12 protein-coding genes are annotated in these 17,860 nt (G+C 56.7%); 8 read left to right on the top strand and 4 right to left on the bottom strand.

The features are described from left to right. Nucleotides 1-4: 4 nt before the first annotated feature. Nucleotides 5-1,660, top strand: coding sequence for an apolipoprotein N-acyltransferase (lnt, locus tag Pla100_RS26590; protein WP_231603659.1), 1,656 nt, complete (start codon nucleotides 5-7; stop codon nucleotides 1,658-1,660). Here the strand turns inward: lnt and Pla100_RS26585 are convergent. Both Pla100_RS26585 and Pla100_RS26580 read right to left on the bottom strand, forming a co-directional pair. Next, on the bottom strand, nucleotides 1,605-2,789 hold the full coding sequence (locus tag Pla100_RS26585; RefSeq protein ID WP_146581771.1) for a glycoside hydrolase family 71/99-like protein: 1,185 nt from the start codon (nucleotides 2,787-2,789) through the stop codon (nucleotides 1,605-1,607). The two genes, lnt and Pla100_RS26585, sit on opposite strands and share 56 nt — an antisense overlap. Before the next feature lie 25 nt (nucleotides 2,790-2,814). Next, nucleotides 2,815-4,497, bottom strand: a complete 1,683-nt coding sequence (locus tag Pla100_RS26580) for an outer membrane protein assembly factor BamB family protein (RefSeq protein ID WP_146581769.1) — start codon at nucleotides 4,495-4,497, stop codon at nucleotides 2,815-2,817. Between the two features lie 63 nt (nucleotides 4,498-4,560). Between Pla100_RS26580 and Pla100_RS26575 the strand changes: the two genes are divergently transcribed. Beyond that, the gene (locus tag Pla100_RS26575) at nucleotides 4,561-5,388 is read left to right on the top strand and encodes a metallophosphoesterase (protein ID WP_146581767.1); all 828 of its coding nucleotides are present in this window, start codon (nucleotides 4,561-4,563) and stop codon (nucleotides 5,386-5,388) included. Here the strand turns inward: Pla100_RS26575 and Pla100_RS26570 are convergent. Together Pla100_RS26570 and Pla100_RS26565 are read right to left on the bottom strand one after the other, a co-directional pair. Beyond that, nucleotides 5,372-5,632 (bottom strand): hypothetical protein, encoded by a 261-nt coding sequence (locus Pla100_RS26570; RefSeq protein WP_146581765.1) that lies wholly within the window; start codon nucleotides 5,630-5,632, stop codon nucleotides 5,372-5,374. The two genes, Pla100_RS26575 and Pla100_RS26570, sit on opposite strands and share 17 nt — an antisense overlap. Next, on the bottom strand, nucleotides 5,632-6,564 hold the full coding sequence (locus tag Pla100_RS26565; RefSeq protein WP_146581763.1) for a uracil-DNA glycosylase: 933 nt from the start codon (nucleotides 6,562-6,564) through the stop codon (nucleotides 5,632-5,634). The genes Pla100_RS26570 and Pla100_RS26565 overlap by 1 nt, the downstream gene beginning before the upstream one ends. 228 nt (nucleotides 6,565-6,792) lie before the next feature. On the opposite strand from Pla100_RS26565, the gene der reads away from it, so the two are divergent. The 6 genes from der (at nucleotide 6,793) to Pla100_RS26535 (ending at nucleotide 17,850) form a co-directional block, all read left to right on the top strand. Further along, nucleotides 6,793-8,121 carry a ribosome biogenesis GTPase Der gene (gene der, locus Pla100_RS26560; protein ID WP_146581761.1) on the top strand — a complete coding sequence of 443 codons (1,329 nt, stop codon included), beginning with the start codon at nucleotides 6,793-6,795 and terminating at the stop codon, nucleotides 8,119-8,121. Nucleotides 8,122-8,144: 23 nt separating this feature from the next. Beyond that, complete coding sequence (locus tag Pla100_RS26555) at nucleotides 8,145-9,371, top strand: Gfo/Idh/MocA family protein (protein ID WP_146581759.1); 1,227 nt, start codon at nucleotides 8,145-8,147, stop codon at nucleotides 9,369-9,371. A gap of 476 nt (nucleotides 9,372-9,847) precedes the next feature. Beyond that, nucleotides 9,848-11,185 carry a sulfatase family protein gene (locus Pla100_RS26550; protein ID WP_146581757.1) on the top strand — a complete coding sequence of 446 codons (1,338 nt, stop codon included), beginning with the start codon at nucleotides 9,848-9,850 and terminating at the stop codon, nucleotides 11,183-11,185. 219 nt (nucleotides 11,186-11,404) lie between these two features. Further along, nucleotides 11,405-12,577, top strand: a complete 1,173-nt coding sequence (locus Pla100_RS26545) for a glycosyltransferase family 2 protein (RefSeq protein ID WP_231603657.1) — start codon at nucleotides 11,405-11,407, stop codon at nucleotides 12,575-12,577. Then, nucleotides 12,577-14,220: a hypothetical protein gene (locus tag Pla100_RS26540; RefSeq protein WP_146581755.1), complete on the top strand. Its 1,644-nt coding sequence runs from the start codon at nucleotides 12,577-12,579 to the stop codon at nucleotides 14,218-14,220. The genes Pla100_RS26545 and Pla100_RS26540 overlap by 1 nt, the downstream gene beginning before the upstream one ends. 105 nt (nucleotides 14,221-14,325) lie before the next feature. Further along, nucleotides 14,326-17,850 (top strand): hypothetical protein, encoded by a 3,525-nt coding sequence (locus Pla100_RS26535; protein WP_231603656.1) that lies wholly within the window; start codon nucleotides 14,326-14,328, stop codon nucleotides 17,848-17,850. Nucleotides 17,851-17,860 lie beyond the last annotated feature (10 nt).

Raw genomic sequence — 17,860 nt, 5'->3', positions numbered from 1 at the left:
GAGCATGACAGAGAAACGCTCCAGTCGCGTCATCGGGATCACCACGCTCGCTTCGGCGGTACTGTTGTACTTGACCGGGCCGGGCATCAACTTGTGGCCTTTGGCGTTCGTGGCTTTGGTGCCGTTGATCCAATTGGCTCGTGACGAGCGTTTGTCCGCACGAAGCGGTGTGAAATGGAAACGCATCGTTTATTCGGTGTTCGTCGGTTATTACTTGGCGTCTTTACAAGGATTGCGGCACGCTCATCCGTTGATGTTCGTGCCTTTGACGGCGATGGCCGCTTACCTTGCGATCTACCCGCTGTTGTTCGTCGTGCTCTTGCGTCGGCATGACCACCCGCTCACTGCGGCGGCGTTGTGGGTCGGTGGCGAATGGGTTCGCAATTATTTTGCGACCGGAATTTCCGTCTTGATGCTAGGTCACACTCTCGTTGACATGCCCGGCGGATGGTTGATTCAAATTGCGGACTTGCAAGGCACCTACGCGGTCAGTTTCCTAATCGTGATCGTCAACTACGCGATCGCCGACGCGGTTTCGGCCTACCAAGGCACGCCAGCACGATGGATACGGTCGACGTCGATGGCTGCGGTCTTTCTGATCACCTCAGGTCTATACGGCAACCATCGTTTGAGCTATCCGGTTACGCCGTCGGACACTCGGATCCTATTGGTCGGACGTGACGAACAAACCGAATACCAGCAAGACCTCGGCCGCGAACAAGAAATTTTCAATCGTTACGCGTCGCAAACAATCGACGCGATCGCCAATTCGGACGTACCGATCGATGCGGTCGTTTGGCCGGAGTCGATGTTCTCGGGCGGGCAACCTTGGATCATCGCCGACGCCGAACTGACCGTTCCAGAAGAAGCAGGCGGCGAGAAATTCCGATTCACCGAATCGCAATTTCGCGAGATTATCGCGGACACTCAGCGACAATTCGTTCGCCGATCGATCAATTTGCAAGCCGCTATGACGCCGTTGAACGAAGGCGATGCATTCCCACCGCCGTCGATCATCGGAGGCTGCGGGGTGGTTCGTTACGGCCGGACCGCAAAACAGTACAGCGGCGTGTTGCACGTTGATCCGAGCGGGCAAGTCGAAGGGGTGTATGCCAAGAATCATTTGGTCATGTTCGGCGAGTACATTCCATTGATTCGTTCGATCCCGATCTTGCGAGATCATGTGCCGCCGGGGTTAGGATTGGACGCCGGCGATGGTCCCAACGTTTTTAACGTGGGCGGTTTGAAACTGTTGCCAAATCTGTGCATTGAGACCGCCGTCGAACGAATCGCCGTGAATCATCTGCACGAGCGTCCTGAAGCGAATGCGATCGTGACGTTGACCAACGATGCGTGGTTCGATCACACCGCCGTGGTCAGTCATCATCTACGATGCGCTCAAATGGTGGCGATCGGAACGCGGCGTCCAGTGTTGTCGGCGGCCAACGGAGGCCCGACCGCCTGGATCGATAGCTTCGGCAAGATCGTCGAGAAAGTCCCGTTGGATGAGGCGGGCCAAATCATGACCACGCCCGGCCTCGACGACCGCCGCACGTTGTACGTTCGCGTCGGTTCGTGGCCGACCGCGATTGCCGGAGGCTGGTTTATCGCGATGTTGGCCATGATGATTCGGCGCGATCCCACTCGCGATCAGCCATAAGATCGGCGAGTTCATCGAGTGTTCGTTTCGGGGCGGATTGGTTGCGACGAAGTTTCAATAATTCAAGAGGCAACGCCAATGCAGCGGACTCAGGAATCTTACTGCCGCTTTGTCGACTCTTGAGAACGCGTTGAATGATTTCTAAATCACGAAAACCAAACTCGCGACTGGGTTCGATCTGGGTTCCCTCACCCCAATCGTTCCAGGTCGCGATCTGGATTGCGACCGGGTTCCATTTCAGTGCATGCATGAGGGACCCCGACAACGTGCGTCCCTGGTTGTCGTCGAGTATCGGATAGCCTTCGCTCACATTGGCTTCCGAATAGATATCGTTGAATCTTGGAAACGCCGCCGGGATCGCGTGCGTCCACTTCTGGGCTTCGCTCGCAAATCGTCCCACTTGGGTCAGACCGTTGCGTGGCGAAGGCCAGCCGAATCCGCCGACGGCACATGAACGACGATAGTCTTGACTGAAGTAAGCAATCGGCGTCGGAACCTGGACTAGGCACTGGGTCCACTCATCATCGTTCAGGCCCGCATGTCCAAACGACAAGAGGATCGGTCGGTCGTCGAGCTTCAGGTAGGCTGGCGACTGAAACCAATACTGGGTGAGCCACTGAATCTCGGATGCCGCATGAGAGACCCGTTCGGTCGCATCGATTCGCTGGGCATCGACGAGTTTCGGGATCGTTTGATCTTCGTAACAGATCACGAACTTCATTTTCAATCGTTCACACTGTTGCAGAACTCGCGTCGTGTTTCGATGAAGGATCGCATAGTCGTTCAAATCCGTCAGCCCGTACCAATCCACGATCACTCCGTCGATGCCGGCGGCTTTCATCATCAGTAAATGGCACTCGATCACGTCTTCGTCGCCCGAATCGTAGGGACCGATTATTGGATAGTAATGGGACGCGATCTCGCGTTGACCGTCTACCGTCTTCTCGGGATCGAATCGATCCATCGTCCAGTGCCACCCCCAACGTTCGCTCATCGGTTTCGCCGCGTACCACGGCATGTAGTGCGCGAGGATGGTTGGATTTCGAACCGGCGGCTGAGCGTACAACGGTGGGTTTGGCGCAAATGCGGTGGCACCAACAACGACCATCAACAGAACGACGCGAATCATGCTTGTTCCTCACGAACAGAGTCTTTCATTTTTTCCCCGGTAGATCGAACGCGACGGCTTCTTCGCCGTTGCGAACGAGTAGTATATTGCCTGAAAGACTCGGTACATTCCAGGTTTTTTGGTCCAGAGCCGGGATTCGAATCAGCTCGTTGAACTCGTTCGGTTCGGCGGCGACGAGTGCGACGTCGCCCATTTCCGCTTGAACGATCAGGACGTCTTCGGCCAAGATCACTTGGCCTTGACCGTAGCGACCTCCTCGGCCTTGTTCCCATAACCGTTCGCCGGACTCCAGTTCGACCGCTTGCAACGCCCCGTTGGACAATCCGTAGGCAATGCCATCGCGGACGACACAGTGGTTGAACTTGGTTTTCATGACGCGATTGGAACGCCAAATGTCGTTGACCTGCCAATCTTCACCGTTAAGAGTGACTTCGATCAAAGCGCTGCCGCCGCCGTAGCCTTTTCCGACAACGAAGCGGTTCGTTCCCGCCGCAATGGCAGCGGCGCAGTTCGCGCCGCCACTCGATTGACCCGGCCAATCGGTTTGCCAAAGGACCTTGCCGGTATCGATGGCATGGCCGGTGATGTTCGATTCATTGACCGAAACGATCTGTCGCACGCCATCGAGTGTCATCAACTGAGGCGACGCGTAGCTGATTTGTTGATCGCCCGCTGTCCAACGCGTTTCACCCGTTTGGGCGTTAAGCGAGATCAGTGCACGGTCGGCTTGCTCGCCATTGACCACCGTCGGCCCTCCCAGGGGAACGATGCACTGCCCGTCGACCAACAGCGGCGAGCCGCTGCGTCCCCAAGTGATCGCGATTTCCGAGGCGGCTTGATCCCAACCACCGGCCTGCAATAAATCCCGTTTCCAAATCTGCTCGCCCGTTTCGAGGCTCAAACACCACACCATCCCCGTCGCGCCTTGGGCGTAGACTCGATTGTCGTGGATTGTCGGTGTTGATCTTGGGCCGCCTTCGCCGAGCGGATGAAAGTGATACGCTTCATGATCGACGATCCATTTCAATTCACCATTCGATAGATCGTACGCGGTGACACACTCGCGAGCTTCACGCTGTTCGAGTGTCACCGCAATGCCGTTGCCGTCGGCATCGGTCGCGATCGCAAACGAAGCCCAACCGCCACCGATGCCGATGTTCCAACGTTTGGTTACCTCTGCCGAAGATTCAGGAATCTCGAACAAACGCTCTCCGACCACGCCGTCGCGTTGGTTACCCAGGAACTGGCCCCAGGTGGTGATCCACTGAGACGATGGCGGTTCGATGAGCTCGGTGGTGGTGTCGTCGGCATTCGGATTCGTTTCCGCTTGAACGGATTCGATCGGCACCGCTTGGGGTGCAATTTGAAGTTCGGGTACCTTCCGCGACGCGAACCGCCACTCAAATTGAGGAATCATTTCGCCCGAGAGCGTCTTCACACGGACGGTGCCGAAAAAGGTGATCGCCACCAACGTCGCGACGGCGGGGACAAGCCATGGATATCCGGTGCGGTGAAACGCGATCTGTAAGAACAACGAAACCGTCGCGATCGTTACCAAGCCGATGGCCACCGTTGCGAAGAACGCATATTGATAATCCGTCGAAGGGGCATAGACTTGAACCGCGACCAACAATCCGCCACCGATCAAACCAGACGCGATCGCTCGGCGTAATGGACCACGAGCGGAATTTTGCGAAGGCGTGGGCATTTTCGAATTCATTTGTCAGGTTGCTCGTTTTTGGGCAGGCTCGATACCGCGAGATACATACTGATGCACGATACCAGCTCGCCAAGAATCGTGAAATTGGTTCGTTCGGGCGACGGCGATCTTGGCAATCCGTTGACGATCGCGTTCATTTCCGATTTGCATCTGCTCAGCTCCCGCCATGATTACGCACGCCACGAGGCATCGGTGCGCCGCGCCATCGAATCATGCAACGTGTGCATTTGGGGCGGCGATTTGTTTGATTTCCATTGGTCATGCGAAGGCGACGGGGCGACTTCGCGGCGAATCGCGATCGCGTGGTTGCAGCGTTGGCGTGATGAGTTCGATCAGAAAACGTTCGTGTATTTGACCGGGAATCACGACGCTCAACCGTCCTTTCAAACCGAACTTCGTTCTTGGGCCGGACCGTCGCCCGAGGGCGACGTCTGGGCGATGCCCGCCGGATCGACGTTCGCCGGGTTGGACGCCGTTCGGATCGACGATTGTTTGTTTTTGCACGGCGACGTGATCGAGTCGATGCCCAAGCGAATCGGTCGAAACGTCTCATTGACCCACTATCGACGTCGATGGGAGCACGAACGTGTCGGCGACCATGAGCCGCCCATGATTCGCAATCGTTTGTATAACGCCGCCGTCGCAGCGCGGCTGCACTTGGCAACGGCCGGAGTGGCACATCGACGGCGCAGCGTCTGTTTGCGGATCTTGAGATGGGTTCGCGACCAACCGGAATGGGTCGGCGACGGGATCGAACGTATCGTGTTCGGACACACACATCGTCGCATGGATGCCGTGACCGTCGCAGGTGTGGAATTTCACAACGGGGGCGCGGCGGTGCGTCACGTTCCGTTCGAACCGGTTATCGTCCTCGTTTGAATAGATACTTGCCGAAATCGATCAGACCGGTGAAGCGGTATTTACTGTCGACGTAATGTTCGATCACGTAAAACGCAAAGTAATAAAACCGACAAAAGCTCCAAATGGTCAGTCCGAGCAACAACAGATTTCGGATCGAAAAGATCGAAGTGAGCAATAACCCGCCACTGAAGATTCCCAGCAGCAAAAACAGCATCCCTTTGGCGATGATCACCGGTTTCGACCGAAGGTCACGTTGAAGCATCAGCCTAACCCCGCGTCTTTCATCAGCATTTGCAGATCGGCCCAGGCGGCTCGTTTGGCCTCGGGTTCTCGCAACAGATAAGCCGGATGATAGATCACGAGCACTTTGGAATCGCGGTACTGATGAAAGGTTTGTCGCAATCGGCCGACCGAGAGCTTGGTGTTTAGCAACGCCTGTGAAGGAACCGCACCCAAGCAGATAATGTATTCAGGCTGCAAAATTTCGAATTGTTTTTCAAAGTACTCGCGACAATTCGCGATCTCCCCCGGGGCCGGGTTGCGATTGCCGGGCGGGCGGCATTTGACGGTGTTGAGGATGTAGACCTCGTCACGCGACAACTTGCAAGCCTCGATCATCTTCGTCAACAGTTGGCCTGCTTTGCCAACGAACGGTCGCCCGGTGGCATCTTCGTCTGCCCCAGGTCCTTCGCCGAAGAAAACGAACCGGGGGGTCAAGTTGCCCTCGCCAAACACGGTATGTGTTCGACACGCGGCCAGTTCTTTACATCGTGTGCACGCTGAGACCGTGCCGGCCATTTCCGCAAAGACGGCCTCCCGATCGGCCAGTGGCAAGGCACCCCCCGAGTACCCGGAGCCATCGGACCGCACTGCCGCGACCGGTGCCAAGCGGCTGGTCGCCGGGTTGACGGCTGGGCTGACCGCAGGCCCCGCAGCAGCCGAAACCGGTTTCTTGAGCGGCGAATCTACCGACGCTGAGGCTGGCGGTGCGGGGTCGGCGGACGAAGTGACAGCCGCTTCCGCTTCGGATGCGAACTGTGTTGACCATGATTCCACACCATGTTGACTCGCGATGGGCACAAATCGAATGCCGCTTCGCCGCAAATGCTCCAACAACTCGTGTCCGGCGGCGGCAATTTCGCCCGCATCGAGCGATTGAAGCGGCTGATCGGTGGTGGATTCGGTTTTGGTCATGAATCCGTTAAGGCTTTGCGTCGGAAGGGATTCTTGAAAATGGCCCAGCAGACTAAGATGAAAGCGAAGAGCCTATCCGAAAAGGGGTCTGACCCTCTCCCGCGATACTAAAAAGACAGCAAGACTTGACTCGCCTCCAAAGGGTCAGACCCCTTTTCGGACAGGCTCTAAGAATAGAGAAAACATCACCATATCAGATACGCTCGTTCCGGTCCCTCCCCGAAAAATATGCCCGTTCCCCAAGTCGCCATCGTCGGTCGCCCCAATGTGGGCAAAAGCAGCCTTTTCAATTGGCTGGCCCGACGCCGTCTCGCCATCGTCGATAACTACGAAGGGGTGACGCGCGACCGGATGACGACGTTGATCGAGACCGATGATCGTTTTTTTGAATTGATCGACACGGGCGGAATCGGCGTGGTCGATGCCGACAACTTGACGGCCGATGTTTCTCGCCAAATCGAAATCGCCTTGGTTTCAGCCGACGTGATCATTCTCGTCGTGGACGTGCAAACAGGCATCATGCCTCTGGACGTCGAGGTCGTCGAGCGACTTCGCGGCATCGAGCGGCCGGTGATCTTGGTCGTCAACAAAGCCGACCAGGAACACCAAGATATCCACGCCGAAGAATTCCGTCAGCTCGGTCGCGGTTTGCTGTTGACCGTCAGCACGATGCAAAACCGGGGTCGCGAAGACTTACTTCAGGCGATCGTCGAAAGATTACCCGAAGACGATAACACCGTGTCGCCTGAATCGACGATGAAGATGACGATCGTCGGACGACGTAACGTCGGCAAGAGCACGTTCGTCAACTCGTTAGCCGAAACCGACCGGATGATCGTCAGCGAAGTCGCCGGCACGACGCGTGACAGCGTCGATGTTCACTTCGAACTCGACGGACAAACCTTCACGGCGATCGACACCCCAGGTTTGCGAAAACGCAAATCGGTGCGAACCGACCTGGAGTTCTACAGCACACACCGCGCCCAACGCAGTGTCCGCCGTGCGGACGTTGTGCTGATGTTTTTCGATGCCGCTGAGAAGATCAGCAAAGTCGACAAACAACTCGTCGGCTACATTATGGAGAACCATAAGCCGGTGATTTTCGTCGTCAATAAGTGGGACTTGTACGCGGGCCAAGTCCCGTCCGAGAAATGGGTAGACTACCTTCATCACCAGTTCACGACGTTGACCTACGCTCCGATCGCATTCATCACGGGCAAAGCAGGCAAGAACGTCAAGACATTGCTCAATCACGCTCAGATGCTGTTCAAGCAAGCTCAAACGCGGGTCTCGACCGGTGAACTCAACCGGATCGTCCAGGCCGCGATCGTCCAACATCCGCCACCGATGTATCAAAACCGCCGTCCCAAGATTTTTTACGCGACCCAGGTATCGACCGAACCGCCGACGATCGTCGTGATGTGCAGCGAGCCGAACGCGTTGGGCCATGATTACCAGCGTTATTTGTTGAGTTGGTTTCGTGATCACCTGCCATTCGGCGAGGTTCCGATTAAACTGTATTTGCAGAAACGGTCCCGAGCGGAGGCGAACACTTGACGCAACCTAATCGAAAAGCCCCCTTGGCCGCGCACGTACAGTCCGCCGGTCGCCAGCACGAAGCCGGTCGTCACAACGTTCCCGGTCGAATCAATGAGGCCTTGGTAGGCGTCGGTAACCGCCGTGGATTTTTTGCCAAAAGCTCGATGGCGATCGCCGGCGGAGCCGTCTTGGCGGCCGAGCAAACGATCGCACGCGCCGCTCATGCGTTCGGCAGCGACACCCTCCGCGTCGGCTTGATCGGTTGCGGGGCCCGTGGCAAGGCCGCCGCGATCGAAGCGTTGCAAACCAACCATCTGCTCGATTCCGGACGTGTCGAGTTGTTTGCGATGGCCGACGCATTTGGTAACCAACTGCAATCCGCCTATCGAGCGATCAACAGCCGTCAGTCTGGATTCGTCAACGTAGGCGATCGCCGTTTCGTCGGACTAACCGCCTGGCGACAATTGCTCGCCACCGACATCGACTTGGTCATCTTGGCGGCCCCGCCCGTGTTTCGCGCCGACCAATTTTCCGCCGCAATCGAGGCGGGTAAACATGTGATGATGGAAAGCCACGTGGCGATCGATCAAAACGGCTTGGAGAAAATCCAGGCGGCCGCGATCGCCGCGCGAAACCAACGATTGGCCGTGGCCTCCGGATTACAACGACGCCACGAGGTCCGGTCACAACAGACGATTGAACAACTTCGCATTGGAAAGATCGGTCGCCTCGTCAGCGCCAATCTGTACGCTTCGCAAATCGGCTTACCGCCATCGGCCGAGCGGAACCAGACCCGATCGGGTGACTTCGAGCTGAAGCACTGGATGCATTTCCGCTGGGCAGGCGGTGACGTGATCGATCACCGTTTGCTCCACTCGCTCGACGTTGTCAATTGGGCTTTCGGCGCAACACCTATCTACGCCGAATCCGAGGATCAAGCCATACGTTATACTTATTCCGACGGTCGGATCGCGCTAGCGAGTTATGGTGGCGACCACAGCCAACGTCGTGGAATGGGCGAGTTGCTCGAAGGCAGCTTGGGAAGTTGTGATTTCGCCCGAGGCTTGATCCGCGATGCTGCGGGAAAGATTGTCTGGCAAAGCGACGCGAAAGAAATCGCCGGTAAAGGCTGGCAAGGCCAGTTCAATGCGTTCATTTCAGCGATCCGCTCGGGGCAACCCTTGGACGAAACGGACCTAGCGATTCAAAGCACCTCGAGTTGGTTGGTCGGACGCGAATCGTTGCTAGCGGTTGCGGCACATTCCTAATCAAATCAGCCCTAACGCTTCCACTCGTTCCCTAGGCTCCCGCCCTCTTTATCCTACACATCTTTTTGACCCCCACGAGCTCGTCTCGTGGGTGAATAAGGTTTGCAAGCTAGACACCGACGCCCTCCCAACCTTCCGAGTTTCACTTGTGCTCGCGGCTTCAAGCGGCGAGCACAAGTGAAACTCGGAAGGTTGGGAAAACTGCGGTTTGTGTCTAGCTTGCCAACCTCGGCTTCCTGCCAGACGAGCTGGCAGGGGAGCAATTCATAATGACTTGTGGGGTATAACGAGCGCGGCAGCCTGGAAACCAGTTTGGACAATCCACTCGTTCCCAGACTCCCGCCTGGGAACGCACTGCCTAGGAGGCTCCGCCTCCCGATCCCGAAGTTCCGTACCTCGAAGTCACCCCGTAGCGCTGCGGCCGATAACATGTTTCTGGTCGGTTCTTTGTTCTCTATTCACCATTTGATTTTCCGATGAATACTCGCCTTTTTGCTTTGCTGATTGTTGTTTGCGTTTGGTTCAAGCCGACGCTCGCATCCGATCCACCCAACGTCGTCTTTATCCTTAGCGATGACCAAGCGTGGACCGACTACGGTTTCATGGGCCATCCCGATATCCAGACGCCGCATTTAGACGCATTAGCCCGGCGCAGTTTGGTGTTCGAACGTGGCTACGTCGCCTCACCGTTGTGTCGTCCTTCGCTCGCATCCATGTTGACGGGGCGGTATCCGTTCGAGCATGGGATCACGGGCAACGATGTCGACGGAAAGAACCAACGGGCGGCGCTCGATGCGCCGATGCGCGAGGCGTTTCATCAGTATGCCAGTTTTGTCCGCTGGTTGACCGATCGCGGATACCTGGCTCATCAATCCGGCAAATGGTGGGAAGGTTCCTGGAGCGACGGCGGATTTACCGACGGCATGACGCACGGCGATCCCCAGCGTGGCGGACGTCATGGCGATGAGGGATTGAAGATCGGCCGCGAGACGATGCGACCGGTGACTGAATTCATCGACCGGGCGACGCAAGCCAACAAACCGTTCTTAGTTTGGTACGCTCCATTCATGCCGCACTCGCCTCACAATCCGCCGAAGCGACTATGGGACAAATATCGTCGCGACGGTCGGGCCGAAGACGTCGCGTGCTATGATGCGATGTGTGAATGGTTCGACGAAACGTGCGGTGTGTTGCTCGATCATCTCGATGCCAAAGGAGTGCGTGAGAACACGTTGGTTATTTATATCTGCGACAACGGATGGATGCCGATCAGTACCAACGCCGACGACCCGAACCAAAAACAATGGCGTCAGTATGCATTGCGTTCCAAGGGTTCGCCCTATGAATACGGCATCCGCACCCCGATCATGATCTCGTGGCCCGATAGAATTCGCGCCGGTCGCTCGGACGACCTAGCCCACGCCATCGATATTTTCCCGACGATTGCCGCCGCCGTAGGTGAGCGACCGCCGGCGGACTTGCCGGGTATCAACTTGATGGACGACAACGCGAGATCGAAGCGCCAAGCCGTCTACGGCGTGACGCACGCGATTCACAACATGACCCCCGACGCGCCCGACGACACGTTGCAATATCTGTGGTGCGTCGAAGACGATTGGAAACTGCTGGTCCGCTATCATGGAAAAGACACAACGCTTTATCGCGACGTGCATTCATGGGATGATCAACCAGTGCGTTTGTATCATCTCAAGACCGATCCGCATGAAAAGATCGAAGTCTCCGCGAACCATCCCGACGTGGTCTCGCGGATGAGGCGTCAAATCGAAGCTTGGCACCTAGTCGATTTGAAGTAGGGCGTGTGTTTCAGCTTGCCAGTACGGCTGAATCGCCAATCCGGTGAACATGAGCACCCTTGATGCGGATTAAGGGCTAGTTCATCTTCGTTCACACTTCGGCTCATCATCCGATCAACCGGACCGCGAGAAAACCGGCCAAGATTATTCGGGTGGGGGTGATACCAACCGGAAGATTTGTTCTACACTCTGACGGTTCCGCCAACCAAAATGGGGACCATGAATACAGAATCACTTTATTCGTCGACAGACGCGTTCGACGCCGCAGTGCTCGCCAACCGACCGCCTTCGACTCAGCCGGCATCAAGTCGCCCTGAAGCCGTCACGGATTTTGATTTGTCCGTTGTCGTTCCGGCGATGAACGAGGAAGACTCCGTCGCACGTCTGCACGGCCGTGTAGTTGAAGTTTGTCGTTCGTGCGATAAGTCGGTCGAGGTAATCTTCATTGACGATGGCTCCACCGATGCGACGTGGGAGAAGATGAGCGGATTGGCGGGGTTGGTATCGTCGTCCGTTCCGGCATCGCGAACTTTGGCGATCCGTTTGCGTCGCAACTTTGGCAAGGCGGCGGCACTTGCGGCCGGGTTTGCAGTCGCTCGTGGTCGCGTCGTGCTAACGATGGACGCGGACTTACAAGACGATCCCGATGAGATCCCACGTTTCTTGGATGCGATCGGACAGGGGCACGACGTGGTCAGCGGATGGAAGCGGGTCCGGCATGACCCATGGCACAAGGTCTTGCCCAGTCGTGTGTTCAACGCGATGGTCAGCGGGCTAACCGGAGTTCGGCTGCATGACCACAACTGCGGCTTCAAAGCCTATCGGCGTGAAGTGCTCGCGGAAGTCGATTTGTACGGCGAGCGGCATCGTTTTATCCCCGTCTTGGCGTCCGCTCGCGGATGGCGGGTGGGCGAGATTGAGGTGCTGCATCATCCCCGGCAGCACGGCCATTCGAAGTACGGGTGGTCGCGAATCGGCAAGGGATTCTTGGACCTGATGAGCGTTTATTTGTTGACCGGTTACGGTCGCCGGCCGCTGCATCTGATCGGCTCGGCGGGATTGGCTTGTTTCGCTGCCGGGTCGTTGGGCATGTTGTATCTCAGCGCCATGTGGGTGATTACTCGAGTCTCTGGCGGCGAGCCATTGCATTTGCACGCGACCGCGATTTTTTATTACTGCATTCTCGCTGTGTTGTTGGGAGCGCAATGTGTGCTCGCGGGATTGATCGCGGAGTTGATCGTTTCAGTTTCGGCGGCTCGAGACCGCTCTTTAAGGCAAATCCAGATTCAATCCAACGTCGGAGGTGGAGCGAGCGTTTTGCCGATGCAACATGTCACCTACAGCGTCTCGCAAGTTGTCGGCTTTGATGATCCACGCGGAACCCATTCGTAATGCGGAAACACGAGCAACCGCAGCAGCGGCGGATCCGGATGCACTTCATCCTGATCGCGATCACGTTGGCGTTAGTATCCGGCCGGATCGCGACCGTCATCAATCCCGAGGGGGATTCAGCATTTCTGAGCGCGAACGATCGCAGTCGATGGGTTAGCGTTGCCGCGTTGGTCGAGAAAGGCACCTTTGCGATCGACGAACTGATCGTGATTAAGACGCCCAAAGGTCATCGGTTATGGGATACGATCGACAAAGTCCGACACGTCGGCCCGGATGGACGGCTGCACTACTACAGTAGCAAACCCACTTTGCTGACCACGTTGATCGCAGGTGTTTACAAAGCGTTGCACTGGAGCACCGGCTTGTCGATGACGGATCAACCGATCTACGTGCCGCGAATGTTGCTGTTGTTGATCAATGTGCCCACGCTCGCACTGTTTTTGGTCACCATGATGTGGACGGTCGAACGCACCGACACGACCGATTTTGCCAAACGGCTCGTCGTCGCCGCAGCGTGTTTCGGCACGATGCTGACACCGTTTGCCATTGCACTGAACAATCATTTGTTCGCCGCTGCGGCGACTTCACTGACGTTATGGATTTACCTGCGTTGTTGCGAACGAATTCATGACGATTTCAGTTCACTGACCTATATGCCGCGATTTTGGCCATGGTTTGTCGCCGGCACCTCAGCCGCTTTTACGGTCGCGTGTGAATTGCCCGCCCTTTCCATGTTCTGTTTATGGGGCGTGCTGTTTGCGTGGGAGGCTCCTCGATCGATTCCCGGCTTTCTGCTCGGCGCGATGATCGTTGCCGCTGGCATCTTCGGCACCAATTACTGGGCGCACCAAAGCTGGCGGACGCCGTATGCCCATCGAGGTTACGGCGACGTTCAAGACACGTTTGAGTGGAATGTTGCGGCACAAGATTCTGAAAAGGCGGTCGCCGACTCGCTGCGCGACGCGTTGCGAGAAACTCAGCCGCTCGAATCGGCAAAGAGCATTTTGGTGCGATCCCTGTTCGAGGGTGGATACGCGATCGTCGCGGAATTTGAGCAAGATGGGAAGTTTCGAGAGATTCAGTATAAGGTCGAGCAAGATCCGGCATCCAAATCCGGAGCACGGTGGAATCTCCGCAGTTGGGATGATTGGTACGAATACCCTCGCAGTTATTGGCGGTCGGGCAACCGACGCGGGGTAGATTTGGGTGAACCGAGCCGAGCGGCTTACCTGTTTCACGCGACCGTCGGACACTACGGCCTGTTTTCCTTGACTCCGATTTGGATTCTCATGCCGTTTGGGCTGGCTTATCGTTGCCTAAAGGGACCGGGATACGAACGAAGATTGGCGGTTTCGGTTGCCCTTTCCTCTCTCGTATGCTTCGCGTTTTACGTGGCCAGACCCGAGATCGACCGAAATTATGGCGGTGTCAGCATTTGTTTCCGTTGGATGCTGTGGTTCGCCCCCCTGTGGTTGTACGGGATGCTGGCCGAAGCGGACTCGTGGAGCGAAAAGGCGGTAGGGCGAATTATGTTGGGAGTGCTTCTTGCGGCGAGTGTTTTCTCGATGTCGACATCGCTCGATTCGCCATGGCAAAGTCCTTGGTTGTATCGTTTTGCATCGTTTTTGGGGTGGTTGAGTTAGGAAACAAGGCGGTAACATTGGGAATTCCTCCACGTTCTCAAGGACGAGACCGTTACGTTGCCCAAGCCGGAATCCGATCCCCCGTCACCACCGAAACCGGGACGCGTGAAAGCGTTGCTGGTCTTGGTGGTCGTCTGCGCGGCGATCTTCTTTGTCGGGCGGACGATCGCACCTCAAACGATCGGGGAACAAGCCCGGCGTGTATTTGAAAAACAACTACGAGAGCATTACGTCGATTGGGACGTTTCAATCCGCCGTGGTATTTATCGCCCGGGAATCGGCCTGCAGTTTGAAGGCATCGCCTTTTCACCCAAGTCATCGGGTTCGGGCGTCCTTCCGCTGGCCGCCTCGGTGTCCAAATGGATCTCGCGGGCCCCGGTCGAGATCGCCTCGATTACCGTTTTCGCGGACGTTCATCCGGAAAAGTTCTTCGGAGATGGAAATCCCCTAACGACCCGTCGGGTTGTTTTGGACGGGGTCCATGCAGCATTGAACTTGGGTGCCGATGGAGCGGTGTCGCTTGCAGGTTTGTGGCCGCCGCCGCAACTCGGTCCGGTTTGCCCGCAAATCGAACTGCGTTCGACAGCGATCGATTTGACCGTCGCCGATCAAACCGAACGACCTTTGCAAATTCGTTGCAACGACATGGTGGTCTTATCGTCTTGCGATTCGGGAGGGGGCACCCAACTTGGCGCGAAAACGCCATCGGTTCCGTCGGACAAACGAATCACGATCCGAGGCGAAAGCGACCTTTGCGGCGGTTTTGAAATGAAACTGAGGTCCCACGACGATGGACAGCAGCGACGTCTGACGCAGATGCAGATGTCGGTGACAAATTGGAAGATCGATCAATCGGTTCTAAGCCGTTTGCAGCCATGGTTGGGCGATTCGAAGATCATCACCCCGGAGCTCAAATTCGAGATGCTGGGCGACTTGCAAGTGCAGTTCCAACATCTTGTCCGACCAAACCAGCCGACCACACTGGACTATACCGCTGACTTGGCCGTCCATCGAGCGATGTGGCTGGACAAGCGAATCGGAGACGACATTCGCGATTTAAAAGGGGCGATTCATTGCACACCGCAACGCATCGAGTTGCTGCCGTCGTCAGTACGGTTGGGCGATGCTCTTTGCCAGGCAACCGCATCGGCTGATCTGAATCTGCAGATGCTGCCGAGTGAATTCGTCGTTACGACACCACAAGATTCGCCAGTGCTCCGCATTCCAATGGGACCATCGACGCTCGTTGTTTCTGTCGCCAACGCTGACCTCGTGTTGTCCGCCGAAGACTTGCAGATCGATCGCCGCTACGAGTCGATCCTTCCTTCCCGCTCGATGGTACTGTTCGATCGGTTTGAACCGAACGGTCAGATCGACGTGAACGCTCGATTGCGTTCCGCTTTCCCACTCGCCCTTGGATCGCTAGCCGGATCGTGGCTCTCGCAATGGCAGATCAATGCGGAAGTTTATTGCGACCAAGTCGACGTGAACTATGAGAAGTTCCCTTACCCGATCGAGCAGTTGACCGGATGGATTCATATCGCCGACGGACAAGTCAACGCCGAACGCTTAACCGGCTTGGCGGGCGGTCGACGTATGCACTGTCAATTTGAAGTTCCTTTGAAATTGACTCCCGAGCAGGTCGTCACTCCCAAGAAGAAGATCTTAATCCAATCCGAAGGGGCGATACCGATTGACCACGCTTTGATCGCTTCATTGACACCACGCGATGGCGAATTCGCACGAGTCCGAATGCCGCATCCGCTACCGGGTGCAACAATTCAAAGTGATAGCCGATCGGTCTCGAAACTCGAGTCATTCGTACGATCGTTGCATCCGCGAGGTGCCGTGGAACTCGCATCCGCCCTCTTTCAAACCGATGAACAAGGGACGACGACTCGCCAAGTGGACCTGCGAGTCACCGGTGGAACATTGCGATATGACCACTTCGCCTATCCCCTCTACAATGTCGATGGACGAATACAAGTTCGGGACGATCTTGTCCGGATCATCGGGTTCACGGCCAACAACGCGGGCGCGGCTAAGATCGCTTGTGATGGTCTCTACGAGATGCCATTGGCGGAAGACCGAACGGACGGACTGTCCAGGCCATCGGAGCTGAACCTGCGATTCCGCGTGGCCGACTTGGCGATGGACCAAGCATTGCGGGTGTCATTGCCCGAGTCGTCTCGTCCGATTTGGGACGCATTGACGCCCGCCGGCACATTGGACCAGGTCGACGTTCAAATACACCAGCGCGGCTCTCAACCGATCGATTTGTCATTGACGGCAGCGCAACGGTCCGGCGAAAGCGTCCAGCCGAACGCCTTAAGCATACGCCCAAAAGCGATCCCATATCGGATCGATATCGTCGGTGGCAAAGTAACTTATCAGAATCAACGCGTTGTGATCGAGAATCTGCGTGGCCGCCACGACGCATCGCGACTGATTGCCGACGGCGTATGTGAGCCGGACACGGGCGGACAGTGGTGGTTGTCGATGGACTTGCACACCGGTTGTCGCCTGATCCCCGACGAAGAACTCATCGCGGCCCTGCCCGAACAAATGGCGTGGGCGATGCGTGGATTGGATCTACGAGGACCGTTAGGGATTCGAGGTACGACTCACATCCGCCTTCCCGATGAGACTCATCCCGACCCGGCGTTGGATTGGGACGTGACGGTGCAATTGGAAGGCAATCGAATCAGTGACGTCGGCCCGGTCCATTCGTTGCGTGGGGAAATCGACGTTCGTGGCATTAAAGAGGGCGAAATCATTCGTGCAGGCGGGCGGGTTGCGATCGACTCGTTGCACGCCTTCGGACTGCAAGCGACAGGAATTCGAGGCCCGTTTTCGATCGCCGGCGATCTCTTGCGATTGGGGACTCTCTCCAGTGCCGACGATCCGATCACCGGGCAACCGCTGCGATCGACCAATCCGCTTAACGAACGTCCGGTGACCGGCCAAGCGCCGGTGGTTGGCAACCTATTCGGCGGTTTGATCGACATCAGTGGGACGGTGGCGCTATCGAGTGGTGATTTTGACGTCGGCGTTTCATTGTCGGACGCCAAGATCGCCACGATCCTGGCAGAAATGGGACAAACCCGTTCGGGCATCAAGGGGAGGTTTGACATGAACTCCCGAATCGAAGGACGCTTGAACGACACCGATCTATTAAAAGGATCGGGAACAGGAAGACTCAGCGGCGCAAACCTATACGAACTACCCTTGATCGTGCAGACGCTCAACCTACTGCGAATCACGCCCACCGAAGCGGTTGCGTTCACCGACGGTGAGACCCAGTTCAGCCTGTTCGGGGAAGATGTTCATTTCAATCGTTTGACATTGTGGGGCGATCTGGTCGCACTCGATGGCGGAGGCACGCTGTCGCGACAAGAGCACTTGGATCTGACATTCAACACCCGCGTCAGTCCACAAAACTTGTTCAGCAAAGTCATCAGCCCGCTGCGTGATACGAGTTACACGTTTTGGACCATCGAGGTCGACGGGCCGCTGGCATCGCCTACGATCCAACGCCGCGCTCTTTCCGGAGTCAGCCAAACGCTTGAAGATTGGTTCCCCGGCATGGTCCGTTCGACAACCGCCGACACGTCTGCCGTCTCGAGGTAGGTCACCCGCT

It is taken from the genome of Neorhodopirellula pilleata (assembly GCF_007859915.1).
In the GTDB taxonomy this organism is placed as follows: Bacteria; Planctomycetota; Planctomycetia; order Pirellulales; family Pirellulaceae; genus Rhodopirellula; species Rhodopirellula pilleata.
This window is presented reverse-complemented; position numbering and strand designations above follow the sequence as displayed.